The following is a 26,363-nucleotide window of genomic DNA, read 5'->3' as shown; positions in this document are numbered from 1 at the left end:
GTCGAGCTTGTCGAGACCACCAACCGCCGCTCGAGCCCAACCACCGCTGGTCGAGCTTGTCGAGACCACCCCTACAGCGCGGCCAGGTACCCGCCGAGCCGATCGCCGACGACCAGCGCCGGCAGAGCGAACCGCAGCTGCGCCGTCGCGTACTCGTCGATCGTCAGCGCGGGCGCGAAATGCCAGTGCTTCAGCGCCCACCCGTGCGCGAGCATCATCAGATCGAACACCGCGAGGTCGACATCGACGTCCGCCTTCATCGACCCGTTCTCGATGGCTGCGGTGATCGCGTCGCGCATCGGCGCCGACGTCTCCACCTCGAGCTGCTTGATCTGGTCCCGACCCTCCGCGTCGAGCGTGCGGCTCTCCCGATACGTCAGCACGACGGCATCGCGGTTCTCGTCGACGATCCGCGCGTACTGGCGGAAACCGGCGATGAGTTGTTCGACGGGGTCGTCGCCCGCGAGGTCCATCGCTGGTTGCAACTGATCGCGGAACTTCTCCAGGATGTCGACGATGGCGGCGAGGAGGATGTCCTCCTTCGACCCGAAATACTTGTAGAACAATCCGACGCTGACCTGCGCCTCGTCGGCGAGCGCCTGCATCGACATCTGGTGAAACCCGGTGCGCTCCATGACGGCCACGGCGGCGTCGAGCAACTGTCGCCGACGCGACGAGACCCGGACCGCGCGCACCGCATCTTCGACGGCCAGATCCGACGTCGAGCGTGCGGTTGCGGATTTCGCCACGAGTCCTCCTCCATCGAACGGTGAATCACCGTTCATCACTGTAGCCGCTCAGATCCCCAGATCTTTGGCGACGATGGTCTTCATGATCTCCGACGTCCCGCCGTAGATGGTCTGGATACGCGCGTCGACGAATGCTCGTGCCACCGGATACTCCCGCATGTAGCCGTATCCGCCGTGCAGTTGCAGGCACCGGTCCGCGGTCCGGACCTGTAGTTCGGTTGCCCACCACTTCAGCCGCGCCGCCCGTGCCGCGCTCAGTTCTCCCCGGACGTGTTCTGCGATGCAGTCGTCGAGGAACGTCCGTGCGATGTCGAGTTCGGTTGCGAGCTCGGCCAACACGAACTGGGTGTTCTGGAACGACGCGATCGGCGAACCGAACGCGGTGCGCTCCTTCACATACTCCAGGGTGCGGGCGAAAACACCTTCGGCTGCCGCGATGGCGCCCACCGACAGTGAGAGCCGTTCCTGCGGAAGGTTTCTCACCAGTTGGTAGAAGCCCTCGCCCTCTTCGCCGAGACGGTTCGCCACCGGTACCCGCATATCGTGAAAGGAGAGCTCGCTGGTGTCCTGTGCGTGCAGCCCGATCTTGTCGAGGTTGCGGCCACGCTCGAAACCCGGTGTGGCGGCGTCGACCACGAGCAGCGTGAGTCCCTTGTGCTTGTCCGCACTCGTCCTCGTCGCGACGACGAAAAGGTCGCCGTTGCGGCCGTTGGAGATGAACGTCTTCGACCCGTTGACCACGTAGTGATCGCCGTCGCGGACCGCCGATGTGGTGATGCCGGAGAGGTCGCTGCCCGCCCCCGGCTCGGTCATCGCGATGCCGAGCACGGTCTCCCCGCTGACGACGCCCGGTAGCCAGCGCGACTTCTGCTCGTCGGTGGTCAGCTCGGTGAGGTAGGGGAGGACGACGTCGTTCTGTAGTGAGAACGCGATCGCTTCGGCAGCCGCGCCGGTACGTGCTATCTCGTCGATCAGGATTGCGTTGTACCGGAAGTCGTCGACGCCGGGCCCGTCGAACTGCTCGTCGACCTCGAATCCGATCAGCCCATTCTTGCCCGCCTCGGTGAACAGGCTGCGGTCCCATTGGCCTGCGGTTTCCCAGTTCTCGTGGGAGGGAGTGATCTGCTCGGCGACGAATCGTGCTGCGGTGTCGCGGAATTGCTTGTGCTCGATGTCGTAGGTGAGTGCGCTCATGGGGGGTCTCCGTTCAGCGGAAGGCGTTCTGGCCGGTGAAGGCCTGGCCTAGGACGAGTTGGTGCATCTCGGGGGTGCCCTCGTAGGTGAGTACCGATTCGAGGTTGACCATGTGACGGATCACCGGGTATTCGAGAGAGATGCCGTTGCCGCCCAATATGGTTCGCGCGGTGCGGCAGATCTCGATGGCCTCGCGGGTGTTGTTGAGTTTTCCGAAGCTGACCTGATCGGGACGCAGCCCTACCGAATCCTTCAGACGTCCGAGGTGGTATGCCAGCAACTGGCCCTTCTGCAATTCGAGAGCCATGTCGGCGAGCTTCGCCTGTGTCAGTTGGAATCCGGCGATCGGCTTGCCGAATTGTGTTCGCTGCGTGGCATACTCGAGCGCTGCCGTCCACGCGGTACGGGCCGCACCGATCGATCCCCAGATGATTCCGTACCTGGCCTCGGTGAGACTCGAGAGCGGAGCCTTGATTCCTCTGCCCTTGTGCAGGTCGTCGTTCCCGGGCATCAGCACATCCGCGGGTAGCCGTACGTTGTCCAGGACGATCTCACCGGTGGTCGACGCCCGTAGCGACGCCTTGTGCTTGATCTCCGGTGTGGAAACACCGGGAGTGTCGGTCGGCACGATGAAGCCCCGCACACCCACGCCACCGTCGGGGAGATCGGTCTGCGCCCAGACGACGGCCACGTCGGCGATGGGGGCGTTGGTGATCCACATTTTGCGGCCATCGAGTATCCAGTCGTCGCCGTCGCGCCTGGCGCGGGTCTTCATCGACGCGGGGTCTGATCCGGCGTCGGGCTCGGTGAGGCCGAAACAGCCGACGGTGGTGCCCTCGGCCATGGACGGCAGCCACTGCTTCTTCTGTTCTTCGCTGCCGTTGTTGTAGATCGAGAACATCGCGAGCGAACCCTGCACCGAGACCATCGACCGGATGCCCGAGTCGCAGGCCTCGAGTTCGAGGCTTGCCAGCCCGTAATGTACCGACGACGCTCCGCCGCAGCCGTATCCGTCGAGGTGCATGCCGAGAACGCCGAGCTGACCGAACTGCTTGAACAGCTCGCGTGCGATCGGGATTCCGCCCTCCTCGAACCACTCGGCGATGTACGGGGTCACGTGTTCGGCGAGGAATCCGCGGACCGAATCGCGCACGGCCAGTTCGTCGTCGGAGTATCCGAGATCGAGGTTGAGGGGGTCGAGTGCGGAGAACTTCGTGCTGGCGGTGGTGCTCATCGGGCGGCTCCGTTGGTTGTCGACGTTGTGAGGGTTGCGGGGGCATCGAATTCGCCTGCCGTCATCTCGGCGGCAGCGGATTCGGTTGCCCGGTAATGGAGTTTCTTGCCGGTCGCAGAGACAGGTAGCGACTCGACGATGCGATAGGCGCGCGGACGTTTGAACTGCGAGAGCATCGGATGCTCACGGCAGAAGTCGTCGAGTTCCTCCGGGGACGGGTGGGCGCCGTCGACGGGCACGATGTAGGCGACGACGAGTTGACCCCACCGATCGTCGGGAACCCCGACGACGAGCGAATCCGCCACTGCGGGATGGCCGTTCAGAGCCTCCTCGACCTGTACCGGATGCACGTTCTCACCGCCGGAGATGAGCATGTCGTCCTTGCGGCCGACGATCGTGATGAACTCGTCGATGTCCCAGGTGGCGAGATCGCCGATGTGCAGCCAGCTACCGTTGTACTTCGCCTTCTCCTGCTGAGGTGAATCGAAATACGCCGCAGCACATTTCGGTGAGCGGATGATCACTTCACCGACCTCGTCGCCGTCTCGTGCGACGACGTCGTCCGGGTCGGCCAGCTGCCCGTCGTCGCGGACGTGGACGACACGCACGTCGTCGTCGAGGCAGGCGCGTCCGGCGGTTCCGGCGTGATCGGGCAGGTCCGTGGGACGCAGAAAGGTGTTCCAGAACCCCTCGGTGCTGCCGTATCCGTTGAAGATCCTGGGGGTGAGCACCTCCTGATAGAGCAGTGCGGCGTCGCGTTCGAGGGGAGCGCCCATGGTGACGATGCCGTTCAGGCTGGACAGGTCTCGCGGACGACGTTGCTGCTCGGCAGCGAGCATCGCGAGGTTGGTCGGCGCACCGATGAGGAATGTCAGTCCGTAGCGTTCGACCCAGTCGAGTGTCGTCGCCGCGTCGAACACACGCATCGGCACCAGCGACGATCCGAGGTAGAACGTGGGATTGGGTCCGGCGCAATAGAGTCCACCCCGGTGGAACCAGGGGGTCATGTTCAGCGTGCGATCCTCCGGCGAGAGTGGGAAATGCATGATCACGTCATGCGCCGAGAAGATCTCGATCGCGCTGTTCATCGGCACGGCTTTGGGCATACCGGTGGTGCCGGACGTGTAGAGCCGGGTGGTCTCGTCGAACACGCCGCGGGTTGTCCGTGGTGCCGGAGCGTCTGCCGGTAGGTCGGTGAACCGGATCGACCGCGGGCCGTCGACGAGAGTGCCTGTGCCGACACCGATCAGGACGTCCGGCGTGTGCTCGGCGCGCTCGATCGCCGTGGACACCATGTCGGTGAGTTCGGTGTCGTAGATGTAGACCGACGGCCTGCTCACGTCGAGGATGACCGCCGTCTCGCCGGCAGCCAGCCGGAAGTTCATCGGTGACCCGACGGCGCCGACGGCCTGGGTGGCGAGGTAGAGCTGCGCGAACTCGGGCCCGTTGAACAGCTGATATCCGACGACGTCGCTGTCGCCGACACCATGGGCGGCGAGGCCTGCGGCCAACGAGTCGACTGCGGCGCCGAGCTCTGCGTACGTCCACTCGGTGTCGGTCGTCGGATCGATCATCGCGGTGGTGTGCGCGTATCGGGACACGTTGCGGCGGAAGCCGTTCAGATACGTGAACTCGTGCTCGAAGAACGAGCGGTACTGTGCTGCGTCGTAGACGTACGGTGTTGCGGCGTCGTGACTGGCGTTGGTGCTCATGATGATCTCCTCCTGACCTCGGGGTCGGCCCTAGCCGGCCATCGTGAGTCCGCCGCTGACGCTGATCACCTGGCCGGTGATGAACGACGCCGCGGGGGAGGCGAAGAACAGGACGGGCGCTGCGACCTCGTCGGGACGGGCGAGTCGTCGGAACGGAATCGCTTTGACGAGAGCTTCTTTGAGCTTGTCGGGCTGAGCCTGGAACAGCGGCGTGTCGGTGGGGCCGGGGCACACGGCGTTCACGGTGATCTGGTGCCGCGCCATTTCTCGTGCCAACGACTTGCTCAGGGCGATGACACCGCCCTTGGCGCCCGCGTAGATGGATTCGCCTGCGCTACCGACTCGTCCGGCATCGGAGGCGAGGTTGATCACCCGACCGCCCTGCCAGCCTTCGGTTTTCGACGCCTCGACCATTCCCGGTAGAAAGGCGCTCGCCATGTGGACCGGTCCGAGGTAGTTGATCGCGACGACCTTCTCTGCGAATTCGGTGCTTGCGTTGAGGAATTGGTCTGTGCGGTCCCATCCCGCAGCATTGACGAGGATGTCGGCGATACCGACCTCGTTGTTGACGGTGTCACGTAGCGCGTCGACGGTGGCCCGGTCGGCGACGTCGACGGACATCGGCATGATGGCCGCGTTCTGCTCAGCGGTGCGCTTGGCGGCGTCGAGGTCGAGATCGGCGGCGACGACTGTGGTGCCCTGCTCGGCGAATGCGAGGGTGATGGCCTTACCGATACCCGATCCTGCGCCGGTGACGACGGCGATGCTGTTGGTGCTCATGGTTTTTGCTCCTGTGGTCTGTGGTTGCTGCGGTCAGGCGCCGACGTACTTGTTGAAGTCGGGTGCGCGCTTCTCGGCGAAAGCTGTTGCGCCTTCGAGTCCCTCGGGGGAGTGGGTGAAGAGGTCCAGTGCACTCATCGCGAGATTCGAGAGGCCCGCCTGATGGTCGGAGTCCGCGTTGAAGCTCTGCTTGAGGAAGCGCAGCGTCGTCGGCGACTTTTCTGCGATCTCGGCAGCGACCTTCTTGGCCTCGTCGAGCAGATCTGCCGCAGGCACAACCCAGTTCACCAGGCCCCAACGCTCAGCGGTGGCGGCGTCGTATTGGCGGCACAGGTACCAGATCTCGCGCGCCCGCTTCTCGCCGACGACCCGTGCCAGGTAGGCCGAGCCGAATCCGGCGTCGAATGAACCGACCTTGGGCCCCGACTGGCCGAAGCGCGCGGTATCCGCGGCGATGGTCAGGTCGCACAGCACATGCAGCACGTGTCCGCCGCCGATGGCCAGTCCGTTGACCGCGGCGATGACGGGCTTGGGGATGTCGCGGATCACCTTGTGCAAGTTCCCGATCTCGAACATGCCCGACTCCGACGGCCCGTAGTCGCCGGTCTCGGCGCGTTGCTTGACGTCGCCGCCGGTACAGAAGGCCTTCTCTCCCGCTCCGGTCAGGATCACGGCCTGCACGTTGCGGTCGGCCCAGGCGCGTCGGAAGGCGTTGATCATCTCTTCGACGGTCTTGGCGCGAAATGCGTTGTAGCGCTGCGGGCGGTTCATCGTGATGACCGCCGTCGGGCCCTCCACGACGTACTCGATGTCTTCGTAGTCGGTGGTGCCGTAGTTCATGTCTGTGCTCCTTCGCGATGATGGCCGCCGAGACGGAGTGACTCGGACTTCATAGTGAATGAACGTACATTCACTCTGTTTGACGTGTCAAGGGTCACAAAGGAGTGGATCGTCGTTCGCGCAAGTCAACGCACGTCGACTGGGCGCTTCCTCGTGCCGACCGGGCGCCGTGTCACGCCGACTGGTCGCTGTGTCACGCCGACTGGCCGCTGCCTAGTACGCGCTCCCGCTGAGCGGCGCTGCCCGGTCGCACGGAACCGGGCGGGGGTGTGCGGGGTCGAGTGCGTTCAGGACGAAGTACGCGGCGCGACGCGAACCCGCGATGCCCGCGTGTTCGGTGAAGTCCACCGGGCAGCCGTCCTGGACGACGATGTTGCGCACGTTGGAGCCACCCGGCGGCAGACCGAGCGTGTACGGGACGACGGCCTCGTCGTAGCGGGTTGCGATGTTGGTGTAGCTGATCTCGGGGTAGTAGTAGCCGCCCGTAGCGATCTTGCGCATCACGTCCGAGCTGGGGTCGAGTTCGGCGCATCCCTGGCAGAGCGGAGTCTGTGCCGCCGAGATGCCGAGCTTGCGAACCGTCGGCAGGATCAGGTCGGCCCCGGCCACCGTCGAACCCCGCCACGCCGGGGCGATCGATACGTGCTTGTCGATCTTGCCCCGTCCGCCAAGGTATTTCGCGTAGTACGCGGGCACGACGGTGCCCTGCGAATGTCCGACGACGTCGACCTTGGATGCACCCGTCGCGGCGAGGACCTTGTCGACGAAACGCCCGAATTGTGCTGCGCTGTCTTCGATCAGTCCCATTCCGCCGACGGCAGGACCTGGCCACGGCAGCTCATCGAGTGCCCCGTAGGTGAGCGCGAAGACGCAGTAGCCCTCGTTCTTCAGCAGCGGAACGTATGTGCCCCAATTGGTTTGCTGCGATCCGCCCGTTCCGTGTGCGAGCACCACGGGGTAGGGATGTTTTGACGTCGGGCGGCAGGAGAAGTCGTTGGAGCCCGGGAGCGATCCGCCATGATTTGCCAACTCCGGCGCGATGCCCGAGAAGAAGTTGAACGTCACCGGTAGAGGAGCCGCCGACGCGGTGCCCGCAGTCGTCGTCCCGGCGAGCAAGCCGAGTGCCGCAGCGACCGCAACGAGTAGTGAGAAACCCCGAATCCGCATGAACACCTAACCTAGCAAGTGCTTGGTGCGCGCGGGTGGGTTGCGTCGAAAAGCGTGTCGTCGACGCCGCGCTGCTTGCTCGGAGGTCGGCGCTCAGTCGGTGGTTGTCGTTCAGTCCAGCCCGCGTTGCGCAGTCCGGTCGCCGCGTCGAGATGCCGCGCGCTGGAGGAGGAAGACGCCTGTGCCCGCTACGCCGACGGCGAGGCCGACGAGACACACGGCCAGCGTCCGACCGCCGCCCCAACCCGTGGCCCACACGACGATCGTCGCCACCAGCCACGCGACCATACCGACGACGATCACCGGCTCGGGTGCCCGCAGCGATTGCGGCAATTGGGGGATCTCGGGTTCATCGGCCACGGAGGACAGGGTAACTTCCCCCTTGTGACAAGCGATCCCTCGAGTGATCCGACACAGCCATCGAACGCCGACGCACAGTCGGCTGAACCGAGCGCCCAGTCGGCGCAACCGGACGCCCAGTCGGCGCAACCGAGCGCCCAGTCGGCGGAACCGACGCGGAGGTTCGGGGCTGTCGACCGCTTCTTCAAGGTCAGCGAACGCGGTTCGACGCTGAACCGCGAGGTGCGCGGCGGTCTGGTGACGTTCTTCACGATGGCCTACATCGTGGTGCTCAATCCGATCATCATCGGCGGCATACCGGGCGAGTCCAAGAATGCCGATGTCCTCGGCAACGTGCTGCCCATCGCGCAGGTCGCGGCCGTCACCGCGCTCGTCGCGGGCGTCATGTCGATCATCTTCGGACTCGTCGCGAACTATCCCTTCGCCATCGCCACCGGTCTGGGCATCAACAGCCTGCTCGCGGTGACCATCGTCCCCGAGGTCACCTGGCCCGAGGCGATGGGGCTGGTCGTGGTCGACGGCATCATCATCGTCATCCTGGCGATCACCGGATTCCGCACCGCGGTGTTCAATGCTGTTCCCGCAGAACTGAAAGCAGCGATCGCAGCGGGTATCGGCTGCTTCGTGGCGTTCATCGGATTCGTCGACGCCGGGTTCGTCCGCCGCATCCCCGACGCCGCGGGCACCACCACGCCGGTCCAGCTCGGCTTCGGCAACTCGATCACCACGGTGCCGACGCTCGTCTTCGTGATCGGCGTCCTGCTCATGGGCGCGTTGATGGTGATGAAGGTGCCGGGTGGTCTGCTCCTCGGCATCATCATCACGACGATCATCTCGATCATCTTGGAGTCGACGCTGCATCTCGGCTCGGGCGCGCAGAAGCAGGGCGGCTGGTCGCTGTCGGTGCCGAAGATCCCCGACTCGGCAGGTGGACTGCCCGATCTGAGTCTCGTCGGCAACGTCGACCTCTTCGGTGCCTTCACTCGAATCGGCGTGCTTGCGGCGTGTGTGTTCGTCTTCGCGCTGGTGCTGTCGAACTTCTTCGACGCGATGGGCACGATGACCGGTCTCGGCCGCGAGGCCGGACTCGCCGACGACAAGGGCAATCTGCCCGGCGTCGGTAAGGCGCTGGTCGTCGAGGGCACCGGTGCGATCGTGGGCGGTGTGGCGTCGTCGTCGTCGAACACAGTCTTCGTCGAGTCGGCGTCTGGCATCGCCGAAGGTGCCCGAACGGGCCTGGCCAACATCGTGACCGGTGGACTGTTCATCGTGGCGATGTTCCTGACGCCGCTGTACGAGGTCATCCCGTCCGAGGCCGTCGCGCCTGCACTGGTCATCGTCGGTGCGCTGATGATGGGTCAGGTGACCCGCATCGACTTCACGAAGTTCGAGTACGCCCTCCCGGTGTTCCTGACGATCGTCACCATGCCGTTCACCTACTCGATCGCCAACGGCATCGGCGTCGGATTCATCAGTTGGGTGGTGATGGCCGCAGCGGCGGGCAAAGCGCGCAAGGTGCACCCGTTGATGTGGGCGATCGCGATCGTCTTCGCTCTCTACTTCGCGCGCGAACCCATCTCCAACCTGATCAGTTGACCACAAAACCGGGCAATTCGACCCAATGTCGTCCGTTCGAGTTGTGAAAACGGCCGGTCAGTACTGCAAATGCTGTGCGGCAAACTAATGTAAGGTCCGTGAGTACACCGACCGACGACGGTTTATCGGGTGCCCTGGCGCTAGCGATTGTGCGCTTGGCGCGGCGACTTCGCCTTCGTAGACAGAACCAACTCGTATCTTTGACCCAGTTGTCGGCATTGTCGACGCTGCACATCGAGGGCGCGATGACGCCCGGCGCGCTGGCGGCCGCAGAGCGCGTCAAGCCGCCGTCGATGACGCGCGTGCTGGCATCGCTATCCGATCTCGGCATGATCGAGCGCGCGCCGCACCCCACCGACGGGCGTCAGGCCATCGTGACGCTGGCTCCCGCGGGCGAGGAGGTCATCGTCGCCGAGCACGCCGCTCGACGCGCCTGGCTCTCCGATCAGATCGACGCCCTGACCGACGATGAGCGCGCAACCCTCCGCAGCGCCCTGCCGGTCCTCGCCAAACTGATCAGCGAAACCGACGAGCCCACCTGAGCGGCGCCCCGCTGGTCGAGCGCCCCGTCCCGCCGGTCGAGCGCCCCGTCCCGCCGGTCGAGCCACCCCCGACGCTGATCGAGATCACTCGCCGGTCGAGCCAACCCCGACGCTGATCGAGCCTGTCGAGGTCAGAAAAACGTCCCCGAGAACGGTGCGCGGTCGGCGGCGAACGCCTGGGTCAGCGCGAGCAGCGTGTCGTCGGAGTCTGTCCACAGGCGTCCCGCGCTCGCGAACAGCGACGGCTGCACCCCGCCGAGGAACAAACTCGACAGCACCGAAATATCCATGCGCACAGTCGGATTCGACGTCGACGGCGCGACGATCGCGCCACCGTTCCGCACCGATACGTCGAAGACTCCCGCGCGCTCCCGGTACCCGTCGGTGACCTCGAGGACGATGTCGAGGTCTGCGGAGTACGTGCGTGCGCCGAGCGCGGCGGCGACGTCGAGGATCGCCACCCACATCTTGTCGGAGCGTCCGGTGACCGGAGCCGAGCGCAGGTCGGTGAGCTTGGCACGCAGCGGATCGTCGACCGGGATCGACGCCGTCAGTGACGGCACCAGGTCGAGTCCGAGCAGCACCCGCCACAGCTCGGTGTGTGCGTCGTCGGTGATCGCGAACAGTTCCTCCACCTCGCCGCGCACCTGGCCGGCAGAGCTCTTGTGGATGCGGTAGCTCGCATAGCCGTCGGGGTGCAGCAGGTAGTGCAGGCCGCTGGCGGCCGGGGGACGCTCCGACGGTCGGTCGGCGAGGATCGGAGCCCACCACTGCGGTGTCCGCGCGAGCGCGCCCGGGCGTGTGCGCGCCCACCGTGCGTGAATGTCGGGGATCGTCGCGGCGACCTGCTCGGGGGTGCCGAAGTAGACCTCGGGGTGATCGGGCGCCTCGGCGCGCAGCGTCGGTTGTCCGGGGGTCACCTCGACGCTCTCGGCGAAGCATGCCGGGCCGAACCCGAACCGCTCGTAGATGGTCCCCTCCGACGCGGTGAGGATCGCGAACGCGAAACCCTCGCTCTCCCACTGAGAGAACAGCTCGGTGATCATCCGACGCAGAATTCCTCGTCGACGATGCGTCGACGCGACCGACACCCAGGACAGGCCGGCCGCGGGAACCTGTGCACCACCGGGGACCGTCATCTGCATCCGGTAGAACATCGACACCCCGACGAGTGGACGGTCGTCGTGCCAGGAGTCTCGGACCAGCACGACGTCGTCGTCGGAGACCTTCCCGCGGAGATCGGTGCGCTCGTCGTCGGAAATGGGATTTCGCATGGCGAACGCGCGAGCATCCGTGGTGATGATCTCGTTCCAATCGGCGTCGGTGGCCCGTCCGAGGTCGAGTGTGTTGTTGCGATTGTCCGGTGATCTCACTCCTCAACCGTGTCACATGGGTGGGCGTGAGAAACAATTCGGACTGCTTACGGCAGACTGGACCGCGTGTCCGAGCCTGTATCAGCCCCACCTCTGGCGGTCGACGTCATCGACATCGACGACCCCACCGACCTGCGCGTCGACGACTTCCGCGACCTCAACTCCGTCGACCGCCGCCCCGACCTGCCGACGCTGCCGGGCGGCCGACCGGGCAAGGGGCTCGTGATCGCCGAGGGCGTGCTGGTGGCTCAACGCATGATCGCGTCGCGGTTCACCCCGCACGCCTTTCTGGGCGTTGACAAGCGACTCAACGAGCTGTCCGACGACCTGCGGAACCCGAGCCTGTCCGGGGTGCCGTTCTATCGCGCGAGCGCCGAGGTGATGGCCGAGATCGTCGGATTCCATCTCCACAGGGGAGTGCTGGGCGTGGCGCGCAGACCAGCCGCATTGGAGGTCGACGACGCGCTCGCGAACGCCAGGACCATCGCCGTGCTCGAGGGCGTCAACGACCACGAGAACATCGGCAGCATCTTCCGCAACGCGGCGGGCCTCGGCGTCGACGCCGTCCTGTTCGGTGCCGGCTGCGCCGATCCGCTGTATCGACGCTGCGTGCGCGTGTCGATGGGTCACGCGCTTCTCGTGCCGCACGCTCGCTTCGACGACTGGCGCGGCGCGCTCGACCTCCTCGCCGATCACGGCTTCACGACGGTGGCGCTCACCCCGCGCGAGTCCGCGGTCCCGCTCGCCGACGCGGTCTCCGCCGACAAGGTGGCCGTACTCGTCGGAGCCGAGGGCCCCGGTCTCAGCGAGACCGCCATCCGGGGCTCCCACGTCGCGGCACGCATTCCGATGAGCCGGGGCACGGATTCGCTCAACGTCGCGACCGCAGCGGCGATCGCCTTTTACGAGCGTGTCCGATCAGGGACGATAGATCGGTGAGCCTCGCCGAGTTCGACGACCCGACCGCGTCGGCACTGTCATCGGTGGGAATGGACCGCGGCGAACCGACGCCATGGGCGAGCGGACTGTTCGTCGCGACGACGTGTGCGATCTACTGTTCGCTGCTGCTCGTCGGCCTCTACACGCTCGTCGCCGACATCACGCCGTGGTCGGCGGCAGCTCGCTGGATCGGAGTCGCCGTGGCGATCCTCGTCGCTGGAGGACTCGGCTGGACACTCTGGCCACTACGCGACCGACCCGTGTGGCGGTGGATCGTGTGGGGCTCGATGATCGGCTTTCTCGCCGGAGTTGGGTCGTCGATCGCCCTGGCGTTCCTGAACCCCTGAGCTGGACTTCTGACCTGGACTTCTGGTCGGCCAGACTGTCGTGCTCGAGCCTATGTATCGGCGCCGAAGCCGAAGTACCGCGCGACGCGGCGCGTCCAGCCGGCCGACTCGTCGACGTACTCGCCGTCCGCGGGTAGCCCTGCTTCGACATCCCCTGCCCCGCCGACACCATTCGACGACACCGACGGAACCGGCGCGGTGACAGCGTCCTCGACGGCCGCGACTCCCGGTGCGTCACGCGGCCCGAAGTCGAGCGCTCCCGGCCGACTCGCCCCAGGCTCGACCACCCCGGGCTCGATCACATCAGCCTCGACCACATCAGGCTCGACGACCTCGGCCTCGACCACGGGTTCGTCCTGCCCCTCGGCCCCCGCTCCCTCGGCCACAACCCCCTCGGCCACCGGCGCCGGAGCGATCGGTTCGGCGATCGGGATGCCGACGGCGGGCGTGTCCGCGGGAGTCGGAGCAGGCGGCTCAGGCGGAGAGTCGACGACGGGCCGCGGTTCCGGCGCGCGCTCGGCCTGCAGTGCCTGTTCGCGCGCGCTCGCCGCGGCTGCGGTTGCAGCAGCGGTGGCCGCAGCGGCCGTGGTGCTGGCCTCGCGGTAGCGCTCGTCGTCGGCCTCGGTCGGTTCGTAGTCTGCGGGCCGGATGGCGAATCCGGTGACGGGAATCGTCAATGGCTCCAGGTCGCTCGGTGCTAGCGGCCGGGTGAAGCGGAATCCCAACCACTCGCGGTTGCCCTGCTCGGCGAGCTGCTGCGGATGGAACGGCAACGCCAGCGGATCGGGTGCGACACCCGGGGCATACCGAAGCGGATGCTCACCTCCCCAGAACGGCTTCTCGAACGGGTACGGCAGGCCGTCGTCTTCGATGATGCTGACGGGATCGGCGGCAAACGAGCGTCGAAGCGTTCCGCCTTCCCACCGGGCGAAAACGCCTGTCGCAGAATCGGGTTCGGTGTAGAGCAGTACTGCCGCGGCGCTCTCGGGAATCGACGCCGCGGTGCGGATGGTCTCGACGGTGCGCGTCAACGTCGACGGCTTCGACGTCGCGAACAGCGAACACGACACCACGGTCAGCGGACCGTAGAAACCCGCGTATACCTGCGAGTCGTCGGAGTCCATCGCCGCGGCGAGGTTGGTGTCGACGGACGGGACGAGGACGCTGTCGCCATAGATTGCCGACGCCAGCTTCTTGGCCGCGTCGACGTCGTTGGTGACGCCGGATCGGAGAACGTCGACGGGAGTGTCGGTGTCGATGAACCACAGAGTGACTGCGCGTGCGGACATGGAGGCCGGTGCTCAGCTGTTCCCGTTGCTGCGCACGCCGAGCAGCACGTCTTCCCAGGCGGGCACTGCAGGCTTGCGTGACTTGCGACGACGATGCTCGGTCGGCTTGTCGTCGGTGGTCGACGTCGACGTGTCCGAGCCTGTCGGTGCGTCCTGAGTGCCGCGATCGGTGTCCGTGGCCGGAGCTTCGTCGACGACGGTCGGCTCCTGCGCGGCGTCGTCGTCGATCCCGAAGTCGAGAGTGTAGGTGTCGTGCTCCACCCGCACCTCGACGTGCCGCGAGCGCTGAGCCCCGATCAACGCGTTGGCGTCGAAGGTGACTTCCTCGTGGTCGTCGTCGGCGGGCGTGATCGTCGGCGTGCTCACCGGGATGAGTCGACGTCGCGGTTCGATCGTCTCGGGGTGGATGAGCTCCTCGGCGAGATCGTCGAGCGGAACTGCGGTTCCGCCGTGCGAGCCGGGAGAAAAGCGCCAGTGCGCATGATGCTCGGTGTGCCCGACCTGCCAGTTGACCTGAACGACCCACTGTCCGTCGTCGCCCTTCCAGGCGTCCCAGGTCGCTTCGTTGGGGTTCTGGCCGTACGCGGCGAGTCCCTCGGTCACCGTGTCGCCGAGCGTCTCGGTCGACGGTCCGTCGTGGCGGATGGGGTGGGCGAGTGCGCCGAGTTCGGTCGCGCGCTGACGTTCGAGCAGCACCGGGTGGGCGAAGCGCTCGATCTTGTCCTTCGGCACTCCGGCGACTGCCGCGACCTCCTCGACACTCGCGCCCGCACGGATGCGGGACTGGATTTCTCGGGGGCGCAGCGACGATTCCATTTCAATCTCGATCTGTCCGAGGCGGGAGAGGTCACCGCGGGCGGCCGCGCGGAGCCGCTCGTCGGCGTCGAGCTTGAAACGCTCACCGGATTCGGTGTCCTGGCAGATGACATGCGAGCCGTCGACGTCGACGCCGACGACCCGAAGTTCACGCATCATCTGCTCCTCCTCTGGTGGCCATGAGTGCGGGCATTGTCGTCAGGTTAGACCACAGACACGCGTGGGACGGTCGGGACACGCGGCAAATCCGCAGGTCGCACCCAAACGTGCGGCCCTGCAAGCGCCAGACGCGGCCCGAACGTGCAAACGCGGTCGGTGTACCAACCGCGTCTGCCAACTCGAGCCGCGTCTGTGCGGAAAACGTCAGAGCTTGCCGACGACGTAGTCGATCGCGGCGGTCAGGGTGCTGACATCGTCGGGCTCGATCGCCGGGAACATGCCGATGCGGAGCTGGTTGCGCCCGAGCTTGCGGTACGGCTCGGTGTCGACGATCCCGTTGGCGCGCAGCACCTTTGCGACCTGCGCGGCGTCGACGTCGTCGGTGAAGTCGATCGTTCCGACGACCTGGCTGCGCAGCGCCGGGTCGGCGACGAACGATGTCGCGAACTCGCTGGCCTCGGCCCACGAGTACAGGCGCGAGCTGGAGTCGGCCGTACGCGCGACGCACCAGTCGAGTCCGCCGTTGCCCAGCATCCACTGGATCTGGTTGTCGAATAGCAGCAGCGTCGCGAGTGCAGGCGTGTTGTACGTCTGGTTCTTCGCGCTGTTGTCGACGGCCGTCGGCAGCGACAGGAACTCCGGGCACCAGCGATCGGTGTGGGCGATCTGGTCGATGCGCTCGAGGGCAGCGGGACTCATCACCGCGATCCACAGGCCGCCGTCGGAGGCGAAGCACTTCTGCGGTGCGAAGTAGTAGACGTCGGTGTCGGCGATGTCGACCGGCAGGCCGCCTGCGCCCGACGTGGCGTCGATGGCGATCAGCGCGTCGTCGGAGCCCGCGGGACGGACGACGGGCACAGCAACACCGGTCGACGTCTCGTTGTGGGCCCACCCGATGAGGTCGACGCCGCCGAAGTCGTCGACGGTCAGAGCCGCCGGATCCGGTGCGGTTCCCGGATCGGTGGAGATCACCGCGGGGGAGTCGAGGAACGGCGCCTTCTTGGCGACCGTCGCGAACTTGGAGCTGAACTCGCCGTAGGTCAGGTGCAGCGAACGCTGCTTGATCAGGCCGAACGCCGCCGCATCCCAGAACGCAGTGGTGCCGCCGTTGGAGAGCACCACCTCGTAGCCCTCGGGCAGCGAGAACAGGTCGGCGAGACCCGCGCGGATCGAGCCGACGACGTTCTTCACCGGCGCCTGGCGGTGGGAGGTGCCAATCACCGACGCTCCGATGTCGACCAGAGACTGCAGTTGCTCGGGGCGCACCTTCGACGGTCCGCAGCCGAACCGGCCGTCGGAGGGCAGCAGCTCTGCGGGGATGGTGATGGATTCGATGGCGACGTCGCTCATGCCCGCAATTCTAGGGATGTGGTGCCGACCACTGCGTTCCGCCCCTCCCCGCGCGCTTACAACCCCGGTTTGACGACGTCGCCCCACCCCTCGACGTCCTCGGGTCGACGCGGCGCGGGACCGGTGTAGAGCGCCGCGGGGCGGACAAGCTTGCCGAGCTGCTTCTGCTCGAGAATGTGTGCGCACCAGCCGGCGGTGCGCCCGCAGGTGAACATCGCCGGCATCATGTGGGGTGGTACCTCGGCGAAGTCGAGGATGACTGCCGCCCAGAATTCGACGTTGGTTTCGATGGCCCGGTCCGGGCGTCGCTCGCGCAGTTCGGTCAGCGCGGCCTGCTCGAGTGCGGCGGCCACCTCATAGCGCGGGACGTCGAGTTCCGATGCGGTGCGGCGCAATACGCGTGCTCGCGGGTCCTCGGCTCGGTACACGCGGTGCCCGAAGCCCATCAGCTTCTCTTTGCGGTCGAGGATTCCCCTGACCAAACCTCTTGCGTCACCGGTCTTTTCGACCTCTTCGATCATCGGCAACACCCGCGCCGGTGCGCCGCCGTGTAGCGGTCCCGACATCGCTCCGATGGCTCCCGAGAGCGACGCCGCGACGTCGGCTCCGGTGGACGCGATCACCCGCGCAGTGAAGGTCGATGCGTTGAGTCCATGCTCGGCTGCACTCACCCAGTAGGCGTCGATCGCCGCGATGTGTTTCGGGTCGGGTTCGCCCTTCCACCGCGTCATGAATCGGGCGGTGACGGTCGGGCATTCGTCGATAATCCGTTGCGGCACTGCGGGTTGGTGGATGCCGCGTGCCGATTGCGCGACGTACGAGAGCGCCATCACCGACGCGCGCGCGAGGTTGGCGCGTGCGGTGGCGTCGTCGATGTCGAGCAGTGGCTGGTAGCCCCAGATGGGGGCGAGCATGGCCAGCGCGGCCTGCACGTCGACGCGGACATCGCCGGTGTGGATGGGCAGCGGGAATGGTTCTGCGGGCGGTAGTCCGTCGCCGAACCGGCCGTCGACGAGTAGGGCCCATACATCGGCGAAGGTGACGGCGTTCTCGACCAGATCCTCGATGTCGACCCCGCGATAGCGCAGGTTACCGCCGTTCTTGTCCGGTTCGGCGATCTCGGTCGTGAAGGCGACGACGCCCTCGAGTCCCGGTACGAAGTCGTCGGGAATGCTGTTCGCCACAGGGGCCACCTCTCTCCACGCAACACCGTGGGAAGTGCGTGGCGCGGGGCTGCGGCGCCACCCCAGCACTCTAGGTCACTCCATCAGGTGCGGCACAGCGGGACGCCTCTCCCAATGGGCGGTGACGGGTCGGGTCGGGGAGTACCGTCGGCGTCGTGGACAACGACCCCATCGACCTGCCCGGTATGCGCGTCGGTTACGGCGGCGGCATCCCACCCAACGTCGGCGACGGCGATCGAGCGGCTGGCGCAGACGGGGTGCGGGACAATCTCGATCCGAGCTGGCTCGACGGTGAGCCGCCGTGGCTCGAACTGTTCATTGTGTGGTTGCGCGAAGCCGTTGCCGCGCGCATCCCCGAACCCAACGCGATGGTGCTCGGAACAGTCGACGTGAACGGACTTCCGGCCACACGGACCGTGCTGTGCAAGGGAGTCGACGCCGGGGGCGTCGTGTTCTTCACCGGGTACGAGTCTGACAAGGGGCACGACCTCGCCGCCAACCCTTTTGCCGCCGTGACGTTTCCATGGATCGCATTGGAACGACAGGTTCACTTTCGCGGGCCTGTGACCAAGGTCAGCGACGCCGAGACGCAGGCGTATTGGAACAACCGCCCGCGCGGCTCTCAATTGTCGGGTTACGCGTCGGAACAGTCACGCGAGATCGGTAGCCGTGCCGAGCTCGAAGCCAAGGCGGCGTCGGTCGCCGAGCAGTTCGGCGGATTCGACGACGGCGATCCAGTACCCACGCCGTCGAATTGGGGTGGGTACCGAATCGAACCGGTCTTCGTCGAGTTCTGGCAGGGCCGAGCCAACCGACTGCACAACCGGGTGCGGTTGACCATGATCGACGGTTGCTGGCGGTCGGCTCGGTTGCAGCCGTAGAGCTTTCGCCAAGGTCACAGGGGCGGGAGCCAAGCGGGCGGTACGACAAGACCCATCTGCCGGTCCACAGGGGGCCGTGTTTTCGTGACCAAGTTCTTCGCATGCGTTAAGCTTCGCGGCAGCATGTTCGGGGAGTGGTTGCGACAGTTGGGGAGGGCTGGTTGAGCGAGAGCGATCTCGAGCAGTGGTTTGCCGACCTCCCGCCGTGGCCTACCTCGGGTACGACTCCGATGCACGAACTCGCGCGCGAGTCGTCGAGTGTATTGGTGGCCTCGAAAGTCGCCGGTTCGGATACCGCTTCGTCGAGCGAGGAATCCGGGTCAGCCTCTCCCTCGCAGGAGCTCGACGCCTTCCTCACCTCCCAGGCCGAACGCTTGCGCGAGGACACTCGCCAGAAGCGAGAGAACGCGGCAGGTCCGCGCACCTGGCACAAGAGGCGAGGAACACTCGTCGGCGCGGGGGCAGGGATCCTCGTAATCGCGGTGATCGCAACTGTTCTCGGTGTCGCTCTGTCGGGGTCCGACGAACGCGAGTCGACCACTGCGCGGCCGTCGCCAGTCGGTCCGACAGAAAGCACCACTGCGTCTATCACATGCCCTGCCAGCGTGAATGGCGCCGTGACCACGGGAGCTGGTGCGGGAGACCAGAGTTCGGGCCCCAACGTGATCAAGGCGTTCAACTATGCGTATTACGTCGACAAAAGCGCTCAGAAAGCCAAAGCTGTGACGACGCCGAACGCGGTCGCTGCTGTCGATGTCATGCAGAAGTTCATCGACCAACGCGGCGTCGGCACCAGTCACTGCCTCTCGATCACTGATCAAGGGAACAACACCTATGGTGTGACGCTCACCGAGACTCCGCCGAATGGCGGGGCGCCGATCGTCTACCAGCAGACCATCAGTACTGTGCAGGCCGGTGGCAAGTACTGGATCACGTCGATCAAGTCTGAAAACTGATTTTCAACGCCACTATTCGGGGTTCTCGGTCTCAGGTCGAGAAGTAATGAGGGGGACAACGCGACGATGACACGGTCAGCCAAGAACCGGACTCGCGAAGCAGCATTGGACGTACGCCGACCTTCGATGAAGACGGCGGTCACCTCTGCGGTTCTTGTCGCCTCCATCGCGACTGCGTTGGGTGCCGGTTCGGCGGCAGCTGTGGAACAGGGCGGAACGAACCCCAACGATTCCGTGCCGCAGCAGGGTGGCACCGCGCCGACCGATACCGCACCCCAACAGGGCGGTACGGCTCCGACGCCGGCGCCCGAACCATCCGCGCCGATCAACGTCCCCGGTGCTGGTTCGATCCCGGCCCCGCCCCAAGAAGCTCCTTACCAGCCGTACACCGCTGCCCCGCAGTATGAGGAGTCGGGCTACACCGACCCCGGCTACAGCACGTACTACAGCCCCGTACCCGACGCGCCGCTCCAGGCGCCGAAGCCCGTTGCGCCGGTGCGTCCGATTGCGCCGCCGCCCAACAAGATTCGCGTCGGAAACTTCGTGACCGACATACCCGACGGCATGTCGGACAAGGATGTCAACTCCATCAACGCGTGGTCGGCCTACGGTGAGGCCAAGATCGTCCAGAACCTGATCTCCCTCGGCGTGCCGAAGGACAAAGCGTCGCGTCAGGCCGCGGCCACGATCATCGGCGTGGCCATCGGTGGTACCGCAGGTGCTGCCGCCGGTGTCATTCCCGGAGCGCTTGTCGGCGTGCTCCCGGGCGCAGCGGTCGGTGCGGGCGTCGGTGCCGGTGTCGGCGCCGTTGCCCTGACCCCGGTTTCGGTGCCCGGCGTGGGAACACTCTCGGGGGGCGCCGTCGGCGCTCTCATCGGCCTCCCGATCGGCATGGCAGGCGGAGCGGCAGCAGGCGCTGTCGGCGGAGCCGCCCTCGGCGCGACGATCGGCGGCACCATCGGTGGCATCGCCGCGTACACGCTAGGCGCAGGCGATCCGGGTGCGCACCCGCAGGAGCCCTGGAAGCTCGACGAGAACGGAAATCCCAAGCAGCCCAAGCACGCCAAGCCTGAGCCGGTCGATCCCAGCATCAACCAGTTCGAGTTGTCGGTTCCTGCTGAGTCAGCCGCCGAACAGGGGCTGCCCGGCGTCGACTACGTGGTCAACTATCGCGGCGATGTCAACGTGAAGGTTGGCAACCAGACCACCACGTGGTCGGCAGAGCAGGCGCAGGCGCCGTACAAGGCACTCGGGCCGCTCGGCGCTGCGCTCGAGAAGCACTTCCGCGAGCTGACCAAGCAGATGACGGGCAGTCTCGACGCTCAGGTTCCCGGCTCCGAGGTCAACTGGCCCCAGGAGGCCGTGGGTCGCCACGCACTGCCCGACGATGCAGCGGCCACGGAAGGCGTTGCGGCACAGTCGACTCCGGTGGCAGCGACAGTCGACGCCCCGGCGGACGCGACCAAGACAGACGTATCTCAGTCCGACGAAGCAGCACCCGCCGTCGCCAAGGTGGGTCGGCACGCAGCAGGCCGCTGATCGACATGTCCGACACCAGCGTGCAGGGAGCAACTCAACAGGCGGCCGCGATGCCACACGCGGTCGTCGTGGTGGGCTCTGCCGGTGGTGTCGGAACGTCGGTGATCTCAGCTCTTCTCGCTGAATATCGAGCGGCGACGACGCTCGGCGCCGCGTCGTGGTGGGTTGACGCATCGGGCAACGACTGCGATATCGAGTTGCGGCTACAGGGACGTGGCGACCCGTCGTTGCTGCGAAGCGAACTCGGTACCGGCCTCCACCTCGCCGCCGAAGGAGCATCGGTGGTCGACACGGTCGAGGAAGTCTGGGGCAACGGCGCCGTGCCGGTCGTCGACGCCGGTGCGCGTCTACTCACATCACTTGCCGATCTCACCGACGACGTATTGGTCGACAAGGTCACGCCGGTGATCGTGCTCAATGTACGGCCTGATCTCCTCAACCGGGCGCGCCCGTTCTTGTCCGAGTGGCACAAGGCGGGCGTGCTCGAACGGTCCGTCGTCGTGCTCAACAACCCCATTCCGCTACCGAATCAGGCGTCGCTCCGGACACTGCTGATCGACACCGTCGGCGCGAGCGTGGCTGCCGTCGTCGGATTCGACTACGAGCCGGTGCTCGGCAGCGGGCTGGCAATGGGCCGCGTTGCGCAGGAGAAGTTCCTCCCGGCGACATGGGTGTCGTTGCAGGCTCTCGCGCAGGCGACGCAGGGCCCGGCCGCCCAGTAGGTAATACGCCAACGGGATTCACTCGCTGGTAGTACGTGTCGCTAAACTGCTTCGGTGCCCCGCCTGCTCGCCGATACGACGCCTCTGCGCAATATCTACTTTCGGCGTCTCTGGGTGGCGAACATCGTCACCGTCATCGGCGCTCAACTGACGATCGTCGCGGTACCGGCCCAGATCTACACCATCACAGGCAGTTCCGCATATGTGGGACTCACCGGACTCTTCGGTTTGGTGCCACTCGTCATCTTCGGTCTGTGGGGCGGGGCGCTCGCCGACGTGCTGGATCGTCGAATCTTGTTGATCTGCACCACGATAGGACTGATCGCGTGCAGTGCGGCATTCTGGGCGCAGTCGGCCTTCGGTGTCGGGAATGTCTGGATTATCCTGTCGCTCTTCGCGATTCAGCAGGCATTCTTCGCGGTCAACCAGCCCACGCGTACGGCAGTTCTGCCGAGACTGCTTCCCGACGAAGAGTTGCCGGCAGCGCTGTCGTTGAACATGACGGTCATGCAGGCCGGCGCGATAGCCGGGCCGCTCGTCGGTGGCGCACTGATCCCGATACTCGGCTATCCGCTCCTCTATCTCCTCGACACCATCTTCCTGGTACCGACGCTCGCGGCAGTCGTGATGTTGCCCGCGCTGCGGCCACTCAGTGGCGACGCGCCCAAGGTGCCCGGGCTTCGCTCGGTCATCGACGGTCTGCGCTATCTCGGGGCGCACAAGATCCTGATGGTGTCGTTCGTGGTCGACCTCATTGCCATGATCTTCGGTATGCCGCGGGCGCTGTTTCCGCAGATGGCCCACGAGAACTTCGGCGGGCCGATCGACGGCGGCTGGGCGTTCGCGCTGTTGTTCGCATCAATCCCTGCCGGTGCCGTGATCGGCGGTGTCTTCTCCGGATGGGTGAGCCGCGTCCAACGGCAGGGCCTGGCTGTCATTGTGTGCGTCATTATTTGGGGCGTCGCGATCGCCGGTGCGGGTATCGCGGTGGGATTTGCTCATGGTCGCGCAATGCCGTGGCTCCCGGTTGCCCTGGTGCTGCTGATGATCGGTGGTGCCGCCGACATGGCGTCGGCGGCATTCCGTCAGTCGATCCTGTTGGCCGCGGCCAACGACGACGTGCGCGGTCGACTGCAGGGCGTGTTCATCGTCGTCGTCGCCGGTGGTCCGCGAATCGCCGACGTCGTGCATGGCGCGGTCGCGGTGTCGATCGGCGTCGCACTCACCACGACCGGTGGTGGTGTGCTCGTCGTGATCGGCACAGTCCTTGCCGCGCTTGTGGTTCCGGCATTCGTGCGATATCGCATCGGGCGCACCATCACCGAACGGGCCGAAGGCCAGGGCTGAGCGTCGAGATCGTCGACGATGCCCTGACCAGCGGATCAGAGATTTCGATGCCAAGATGGAGCGCATGACTGTCACCGTCGGGGAATCGCGCAGCGGCTTTCGTGTCCCGCTCATCGACATCACGCCGTATATCGCGGGCGGTAGCGCCGCCGACAAAGCCGTCGTCGCCGCGCAGATCGACGACGCCGCCAGTTCGGTGGGCTTCATGCAGATTGTGGGGCACGAGATTCCATCGGCCGTGATCGACGAGTTCACCGCGGTGCTCGACGATTTCTTCGCGCTACCCCTCGACCAGAAGAAGGCGTATCGCACCCCGCCGGAGATCAATCGCGGGTACGCGCCGCCGAAGTCCGAATCACTCTCGTTGTCGCTCGGCGTCGAATCAGCGAATCGCATGAACGACTTCTTCGAGGCATACAACGTCGGCGTCGAAGCCAAGGAGTACCCAGATCTCGAGCTCCCCGACGACCAGTACGCCGACAACACCTGGCCGCAGGTCGACCACTTCGAGGCCGCGGTGTCGACATACTTTGCCGAGGCTCGACGGGTCGCGCACACCCTGACCAAGATCTTCGCCGACGCCCTGGACCTCCCGCCCGACTTCTTCGACGGCTACACCGACCACTCACTCGACGTGCTGCGCATGAACAACTACGCGCTGCCGCCCGGCGAGGTTGAGCTCGACGGCGAGCTGACGGGCATGGGGGAGCACACCGACTACGGCATCGTCACCGTGCTCTGGGCCGACCAGGTGCGCGGTCTGCAGGTGCTCGACGGCAACGGACAGTGGCACGACGTCGCTCCCGAGGACGGGGCATTACTGATCAACCTCGGTGATCTGATGGCCCGCTGGACCAATGAGCGCTGGATGTCGACGCTGCATCGGGTCAAGCCGCCGATCGTCGACGGGAGTATCGAACGCCGACGCTCCGCCGCCTACTTTCACGACGGCAACATCGACGCGACGATCTCCACACTTCCGTCGTGCGTCGGCGCCGGAAGCCGGTACTCGCCGATCACGGTGGGCGAGCACATCGGTGCGAAACTCGCCGGATCACGTGCAGGACAAGCAAATCCGTACGCCAAACGTGAAGCTGCCCGAGTCCAGCGTGCGATGCAGCGGGGACTCGGGCAGCAGTAGATCGCTCACGGCCGGTGTCCGGTGGTCAAGGGCCGCGGTCGGACTTGTCAGGGAACGATCACCCAGCCGCCGAACCCGTAGCCCTGAAGAACTCGTACCGGAGTGTTCAGCGCGTACGCACCGATCATGACTTGGACTGCGCCCGAGCCCGTACGCAGTTCGAGCGACTGGGTCTCGCCTGTAGGGTTTCGGGGTGGCAGAACTGTAACGAACCGCGCGGCGTCGTGCGTATCGCTGATATAACGGCATTGAGGGTACGTGTGTCGGGTGGGTCGGCGGATCGTCGCCGGCGGCAAGGACGTGGGCGTCATGCGAATCCTCTGGGGCGGGATAAGGACGATACGGCTGATGCCACCGCGTCCGAACGTCGAGACGTGCAAAGACCGTGCAGGAGAGCACAATGACCACATCCTCGCAAACCCCTTCGACGATGCGCGCAGCCGTCGTCCATGACTTCACCAAGCCGCTGACTGTCGACTCGATCGACGTTCCGACTCCCACTGGAAACGAGGCGCTGGTGCGCGTCGATTACACGGGCGTCTGCCACACCGATCTCCATGCGGCGCACGGAGATTGGCCCGTCAAGCCGGAGCCGCCCTTCGTGCCGGGCCATGAGGGAGTCGGGACCGTCGTTGCTGTCGGCGACGACGTTACCCGTATCAAGGTGGGCGACGTCGTCGGAAACGCGTGGCTGTGGAGTGCCTGCGGCGAATGCGAATGGTGCGAAACCGGTTGGGAGACACTGTGTCCTAACCAGAAGAACGGCGGGTACTCGGTCGACGGTTCATTCGGCCGCTATATGCTCGTCGACTCACGCTACTGTCCCATCATCCCGTCAGGTGCCGATCTCGCCGCCGTCGGCCCGATCCTGTGCGCGGGCGTCACCGTGTACAAGGGACTGAAGTGCACCGACACCAAACCCGGTGAGTGGGTGCTGATTTCCGGTATCGGCGGACTCGGGCACATCGCGGTGCAGTATGCGATCGCGATGGGTCGTCGGGTGGCGGCCTTCGACGTCGACGACGAGAAGCTCGAACTCGCCCGCCATCACGGCGCCGAGATCACGGTCAATGCCGCGACGTCTGCCGACCCGGGCGCCGAACTGCAGGAGGCCACGGGTGGCGGCGTTCACGGTGCACTCGTCACGGCCGTCAACAAGCACGCGTTTCCGCAAGCGATCAGCGCGCTGCGTCGCGGTGGGACCGTCGTCCTGGTCGGTCTTCCGCCGGATCAGTTCCCGCTCGACATCTTCAGCACGGTGCTGCTCGGGTTGACCGTGCGCGGCTCGATCGTCGGAACCCGCAAGGACATGAGTGAGGCGCTCGATTTCTACGCGCGGGGCAAGATCACGCCCACCTACTCGGTCCGCAGTCTGACCGACATCAACGCGGTGTTCGACGAGATGGAGCACGGCAAGATCGAGGGCCGCGTGGTGATGGATATGGCCAAGGACGCCGGCTGAGCGCCGTTGTTTGGAACGGCTCCGGCCACCGCACAACGTGTTCGACGCGTCGCGGGCGCACTCATATCGAGAAATGTGTGTCGTATCGAAAGATGTGGGTGCTGCAGCACACATATCCTTCGGTTCGACACACATCTAGCCTGGCCGTGATGCTGCCGTGCATGCGGGTCGCAAGGTCTGGCTGGAGCCGGGGTGCGTACACAATCGTGACGTGAGCGGGGCGCCGAGGAGATTATTGTCTCGGCGTCGCGCTGACGACCGAGTTGTGTACGCGCGCTGCGGTGTGAGGGTTTGGTGGGCGTCGGGCAAGGTGTCGCACGGGGTCCGATCAGCGGGCCGGGCGCCCCGCTGGTCGAGCGGGCGCGAGCGCAGCGAGCACCCAGGTCGAGACCACTGCGGGCGGCGGGTGATCTCGACAGGCTCGATCAGCGGGGTGGGGCTCGATCAGCGGGGTTGGGGCTCGATCGGCGGGGTGGGGCTCGATCGGCGGGCCGGGCCCGACTGCGAAACGGCAGCCCCCGCTGGTCGAGCGGGCGCGAGCGCAGCGAGCACCCAGGTCGAGACCACTGCGCGCGGCGGGTGATCTCGACAGGCTCGATCAGGGGGGTGGGGTCGGGCGGGGTGGTCTCGACAAGCTCGATCAGCGGGGGAAAGCCCCGGCAGGGGGGTTGGGGCGATCAGCGG

24 protein-coding genes are annotated in these 26,363 nt (G+C 66.0%); 11 read left to right on the top strand and 13 right to left on the bottom strand.

Going from position 1 to position 26,363, the window contains the following annotated elements; translation table 11 throughout:
- Window positions 1-71: 71 nt before the first annotated feature.
- From B3T59_RS08585 to B3T59_RS08550, 8 genes are all read right to left on the bottom strand, one after another.
- Complete coding sequence (locus B3T59_RS08585; RefSeq protein ID WP_064861411.1) at window positions 72-749, bottom strand: TetR/AcrR family transcriptional regulator; 678 nt, start codon at window positions 747-749, stop codon at window positions 72-74.
- Window positions 750-797: 48 nt separating this feature from the next.
- Window positions 798-1,943 (bottom strand): acyl-CoA dehydrogenase family protein, encoded by a 1,146-nt coding sequence (locus tag B3T59_RS08580; protein ID WP_251721939.1) that lies wholly within the window; start codon window positions 1,941-1,943, stop codon window positions 798-800.
- Between the two features lie 13 nt (window positions 1,944-1,956).
- Window positions 1,957-3,177: an acyl-CoA dehydrogenase family protein gene (locus tag B3T59_RS08575; protein ID WP_251721940.1), complete on the bottom strand. Its 1,221-nt coding sequence runs from the start codon at window positions 3,175-3,177 to the stop codon at window positions 1,957-1,959.
- On the bottom strand, window positions 3,174-4,889 hold the full coding sequence (locus B3T59_RS08570) for a class I adenylate-forming enzyme family protein (protein ID WP_287002004.1): 1,716 nt from the start codon (window positions 4,887-4,889) through the stop codon (window positions 3,174-3,176). The genes B3T59_RS08575 and B3T59_RS08570 overlap by 4 nt, the downstream gene beginning before the upstream one ends.
- Before the next feature lie 30 nt (window positions 4,890-4,919).
- The gene (locus B3T59_RS08565) at window positions 4,920-5,669 is read right to left on the bottom strand and encodes an SDR family NAD(P)-dependent oxidoreductase (RefSeq protein WP_287002003.1); all 750 of its coding nucleotides are present in this window, start codon (window positions 5,667-5,669) and stop codon (window positions 4,920-4,922) included.
- Window positions 5,670-5,702: 33 nt separating this feature from the next.
- On the bottom strand, window positions 5,703-6,509 hold the full coding sequence (locus B3T59_RS08560) for an enoyl-CoA hydratase-related protein (RefSeq protein WP_251721943.1): 807 nt from the start codon (window positions 6,507-6,509) through the stop codon (window positions 5,703-5,705).
- 213 nt (window positions 6,510-6,722) lie between these two features.
- Window positions 6,723-7,676: an esterase/lipase family protein gene (locus B3T59_RS08555; RefSeq protein ID WP_064904246.1), complete on the bottom strand. Its 954-nt coding sequence runs from the start codon at window positions 7,674-7,676 to the stop codon at window positions 6,723-6,725.
- A 111-nt stretch (window positions 7,677-7,787) separates the two neighbouring features.
- Window positions 7,788-8,036 carry a DUF2530 domain-containing protein gene (locus tag B3T59_RS08550; protein WP_005206643.1) on the bottom strand — a complete coding sequence of 83 codons (249 nt, stop codon included), beginning with the start codon at window positions 8,034-8,036 and terminating at the stop codon, window positions 7,788-7,790.
- A 24-nt stretch (window positions 8,037-8,060) separates the two neighbouring features.
- Here B3T59_RS08550 and B3T59_RS08545 point away from each other — a divergent pair, with 24 nt between their 5' ends.
- Complete coding sequence (locus tag B3T59_RS08545) at window positions 8,061-9,632, top strand: NCS2 family permease (RefSeq protein WP_251721944.1); 1,572 nt, start codon at window positions 8,061-8,063, stop codon at window positions 9,630-9,632.
- A gap of 98 nt (window positions 9,633-9,730) precedes the next feature.
- Window positions 9,731-10,174, top strand: coding sequence for a MarR family winged helix-turn-helix transcriptional regulator (locus tag B3T59_RS08540; protein ID WP_005206641.1), 444 nt, complete (start codon window positions 9,731-9,733; stop codon window positions 10,172-10,174).
- Window positions 10,175-10,305: 131 nt separating this feature from the next.
- Here the strand turns inward: B3T59_RS08540 and B3T59_RS08535 are convergent, their stop codons facing one another.
- Entirely contained in the window at window positions 10,306-11,547 is a 1,242-nt protein-coding gene (locus B3T59_RS08535) for a GNAT family N-acetyltransferase (protein ID WP_287002002.1), read from the bottom strand.
- A 66-nt stretch (window positions 11,548-11,613) separates the two neighbouring features.
- Between B3T59_RS08535 and B3T59_RS08530 the strand changes: the two genes are divergently transcribed.
- Together B3T59_RS08530 and B3T59_RS08525 are read left to right on the top strand one after the other, a co-directional pair.
- Window positions 11,614-12,486, top strand: a complete 873-nt coding sequence (locus B3T59_RS08530) for a TrmH family RNA methyltransferase (protein ID WP_287002001.1) — start codon at window positions 11,614-11,616, stop codon at window positions 12,484-12,486.
- Window positions 12,483-12,833: a DUF2537 domain-containing protein gene (locus tag B3T59_RS08525; RefSeq protein WP_005206638.1), complete on the top strand. Its 351-nt coding sequence runs from the start codon at window positions 12,483-12,485 to the stop codon at window positions 12,831-12,833. The genes B3T59_RS08530 and B3T59_RS08525 overlap by 4 nt, the downstream gene beginning before the upstream one ends.
- A 50-nt stretch (window positions 12,834-12,883) precedes the next feature.
- Here B3T59_RS08525 and B3T59_RS24575 read toward each other — a convergent pair whose 3' ends face one another.
- The 4 genes from B3T59_RS24575 to B3T59_RS08505 form a co-directional block, all read right to left on the bottom strand.
- Window positions 12,884-14,122, bottom strand: a complete 1,239-nt coding sequence (locus B3T59_RS24575; protein ID WP_005206637.1) for a DUF6928 family protein — start codon at window positions 14,120-14,122, stop codon at window positions 12,884-12,886.
- 12 nt (window positions 14,123-14,134) lie between these two features.
- On the bottom strand, window positions 14,135-15,094 hold the full coding sequence (gene sepH, locus B3T59_RS08515) for a septation protein SepH (RefSeq protein ID WP_039855935.1): 960 nt from the start codon (window positions 15,092-15,094) through the stop codon (window positions 14,135-14,137).
- 207 nt (window positions 15,095-15,301) lie between these two features.
- Window positions 15,302-16,447: a phosphoserine transaminase gene (gene serC, locus B3T59_RS08510; RefSeq protein WP_005206635.1), complete on the bottom strand. Its 1,146-nt coding sequence runs from the start codon at window positions 16,445-16,447 to the stop codon at window positions 15,302-15,304.
- 56 nt (window positions 16,448-16,503) lie between these two features.
- Window positions 16,504-17,631 carry a citrate synthase 2 gene (locus tag B3T59_RS08505; RefSeq protein WP_005206634.1) on the bottom strand — a complete coding sequence of 376 codons (1,128 nt, stop codon included), beginning with the start codon at window positions 17,629-17,631 and terminating at the stop codon, window positions 16,504-16,506.
- Window positions 17,632-17,816: 185 nt separating this feature from the next.
- Between B3T59_RS08505 and pdxH the strand changes: the two genes are divergently transcribed.
- From pdxH to adhP, 7 genes are all read left to right on the top strand, one after another.
- Complete coding sequence (gene pdxH / locus B3T59_RS08500; RefSeq protein WP_051993886.1) at window positions 17,817-18,512, top strand: pyridoxamine 5'-phosphate oxidase; 696 nt, start codon at window positions 17,817-17,819, stop codon at window positions 18,510-18,512.
- A 161-nt stretch (window positions 18,513-18,673) separates the two neighbouring features.
- Complete coding sequence (locus B3T59_RS08495) at window positions 18,674-19,468, top strand: hypothetical protein (RefSeq protein WP_039855928.1); 795 nt, start codon at window positions 18,674-18,676, stop codon at window positions 19,466-19,468.
- A 126-nt stretch (window positions 19,469-19,594) separates the two neighbouring features.
- Window positions 19,595-21,007, top strand: a complete 1,413-nt coding sequence (locus tag B3T59_RS08490) for a hypothetical protein (RefSeq protein ID WP_005206631.1) — start codon at window positions 19,595-19,597, stop codon at window positions 21,005-21,007.
- A 5-nt stretch (window positions 21,008-21,012) separates the two neighbouring features.
- Entirely contained in the window at window positions 21,013-21,729 is a 717-nt protein-coding gene (locus B3T59_RS08485; RefSeq protein ID WP_039855927.1) for a hypothetical protein, read from the top strand.
- 54 nt (window positions 21,730-21,783) lie between these two features.
- Window positions 21,784-23,076 (top strand): MFS transporter, encoded by a 1,293-nt coding sequence (locus B3T59_RS08480; protein ID WP_005206629.1) that lies wholly within the window; start codon window positions 21,784-21,786, stop codon window positions 23,074-23,076.
- A 55-nt stretch (window positions 23,077-23,131) separates the two neighbouring features.
- Window positions 23,132-24,217, top strand: a complete 1,086-nt coding sequence (locus B3T59_RS08475; RefSeq protein ID WP_039855923.1) for an isopenicillin N synthase family dioxygenase — start codon at window positions 23,132-23,134, stop codon at window positions 24,215-24,217.
- Between the two features lie 400 nt (window positions 24,218-24,617).
- A complete protein-coding gene (gene adhP / locus B3T59_RS08470) occupies window positions 24,618-25,679 on the top strand; it encodes an alcohol dehydrogenase AdhP (RefSeq protein ID WP_005206626.1) in 1,062 nt (353 codons plus the stop codon).
- Window positions 25,680-26,363 lie beyond the last annotated feature (684 nt).

The organism is Gordonia sp. UBA7860 (assembly GCF_002500165.1).
GTDB lineage: Bacteria > Actinomycetota > Actinomycetes > Mycobacteriales > Mycobacteriaceae > Gordonia > Gordonia sputi.
Note: the sequence above shows the minus strand (reverse complement) of the source record. Positions and strands in the feature narration are given on the sequence as shown.

Coding starts and splice junctions, on each gene's coding strand:
- B3T59_RS08580 (WP_251721939.1), bottom strand. CDS start 1,943: ATGAGCGCACTCACCTACGACATCGAGCACAAGCAATTCCGCGACACC.
- B3T59_RS08575 (WP_251721940.1), bottom strand. CDS start 3,177: ATGAGCACCACCGCCAGCACGAAGTTCTCCGCACTCGACCCCCTCAAC.
- B3T59_RS08570 (WP_287002004.1), bottom strand. CDS start 4,889: ATGAGCACCAACGCCAGTCACGACGCCGCAACACCGTACGTCTACGAC.
- B3T59_RS08565 (WP_287002003.1), bottom strand. CDS start 5,669: ATGAGCACCAACAGCATCGCCGTCGTCACCGGCGCAGGATCGGGTATC.
- B3T59_RS08560 (WP_251721943.1), bottom strand. CDS start 6,509: ATGAACTACGGCACCACCGACTACGAAGACATCGAGTACGTCGTGGAG.
- B3T59_RS08555 (WP_064904246.1), bottom strand. CDS start 7,676: ATGCGGATTCGGGGTTTCTCACTACTCGTTGCGGTCGCTGCGGCACTC.
- B3T59_RS24575 (WP_005206637.1), bottom strand. CDS start 14,122: ATGTCCGCACGCGCAGTCACTCTGTGGTTCATCGACACCGACACTCCC.
- sepH (WP_039855935.1), bottom strand. CDS start 15,094: ATGCGTGAACTTCGGGTCGTCGGCGTCGACGTCGACGGCTCGCATGTC.
- serC (WP_005206635.1), bottom strand. CDS start 16,447: ATGAGCGACGTCGCCATCGAATCCATCACCATCCCCGCAGAGCTGCTG.
- pdxH (WP_051993886.1), top strand. CDS start 17,817: ATGCGCGTCGGTTACGGCGGCGGCATCCCACCCAACGTCGGCGACGGC.
- B3T59_RS08490 (WP_005206631.1), top strand. CDS start 19,595: ATGAAGACGGCGGTCACCTCTGCGGTTCTTGTCGCCTCCATCGCGACT.
- B3T59_RS08485 (WP_039855927.1), top strand. CDS start 21,013: ATGTCCGACACCAGCGTGCAGGGAGCAACTCAACAGGCGGCCGCGATG.
- B3T59_RS08475 (WP_039855923.1), top strand. CDS start 23,132: ATGGAGCGCATGACTGTCACCGTCGGGGAATCGCGCAGCGGCTTTCGT.
- adhP (WP_005206626.1), top strand. CDS start 24,618: ATGACCACATCCTCGCAAACCCCTTCGACGATGCGCGCAGCCGTCGTC.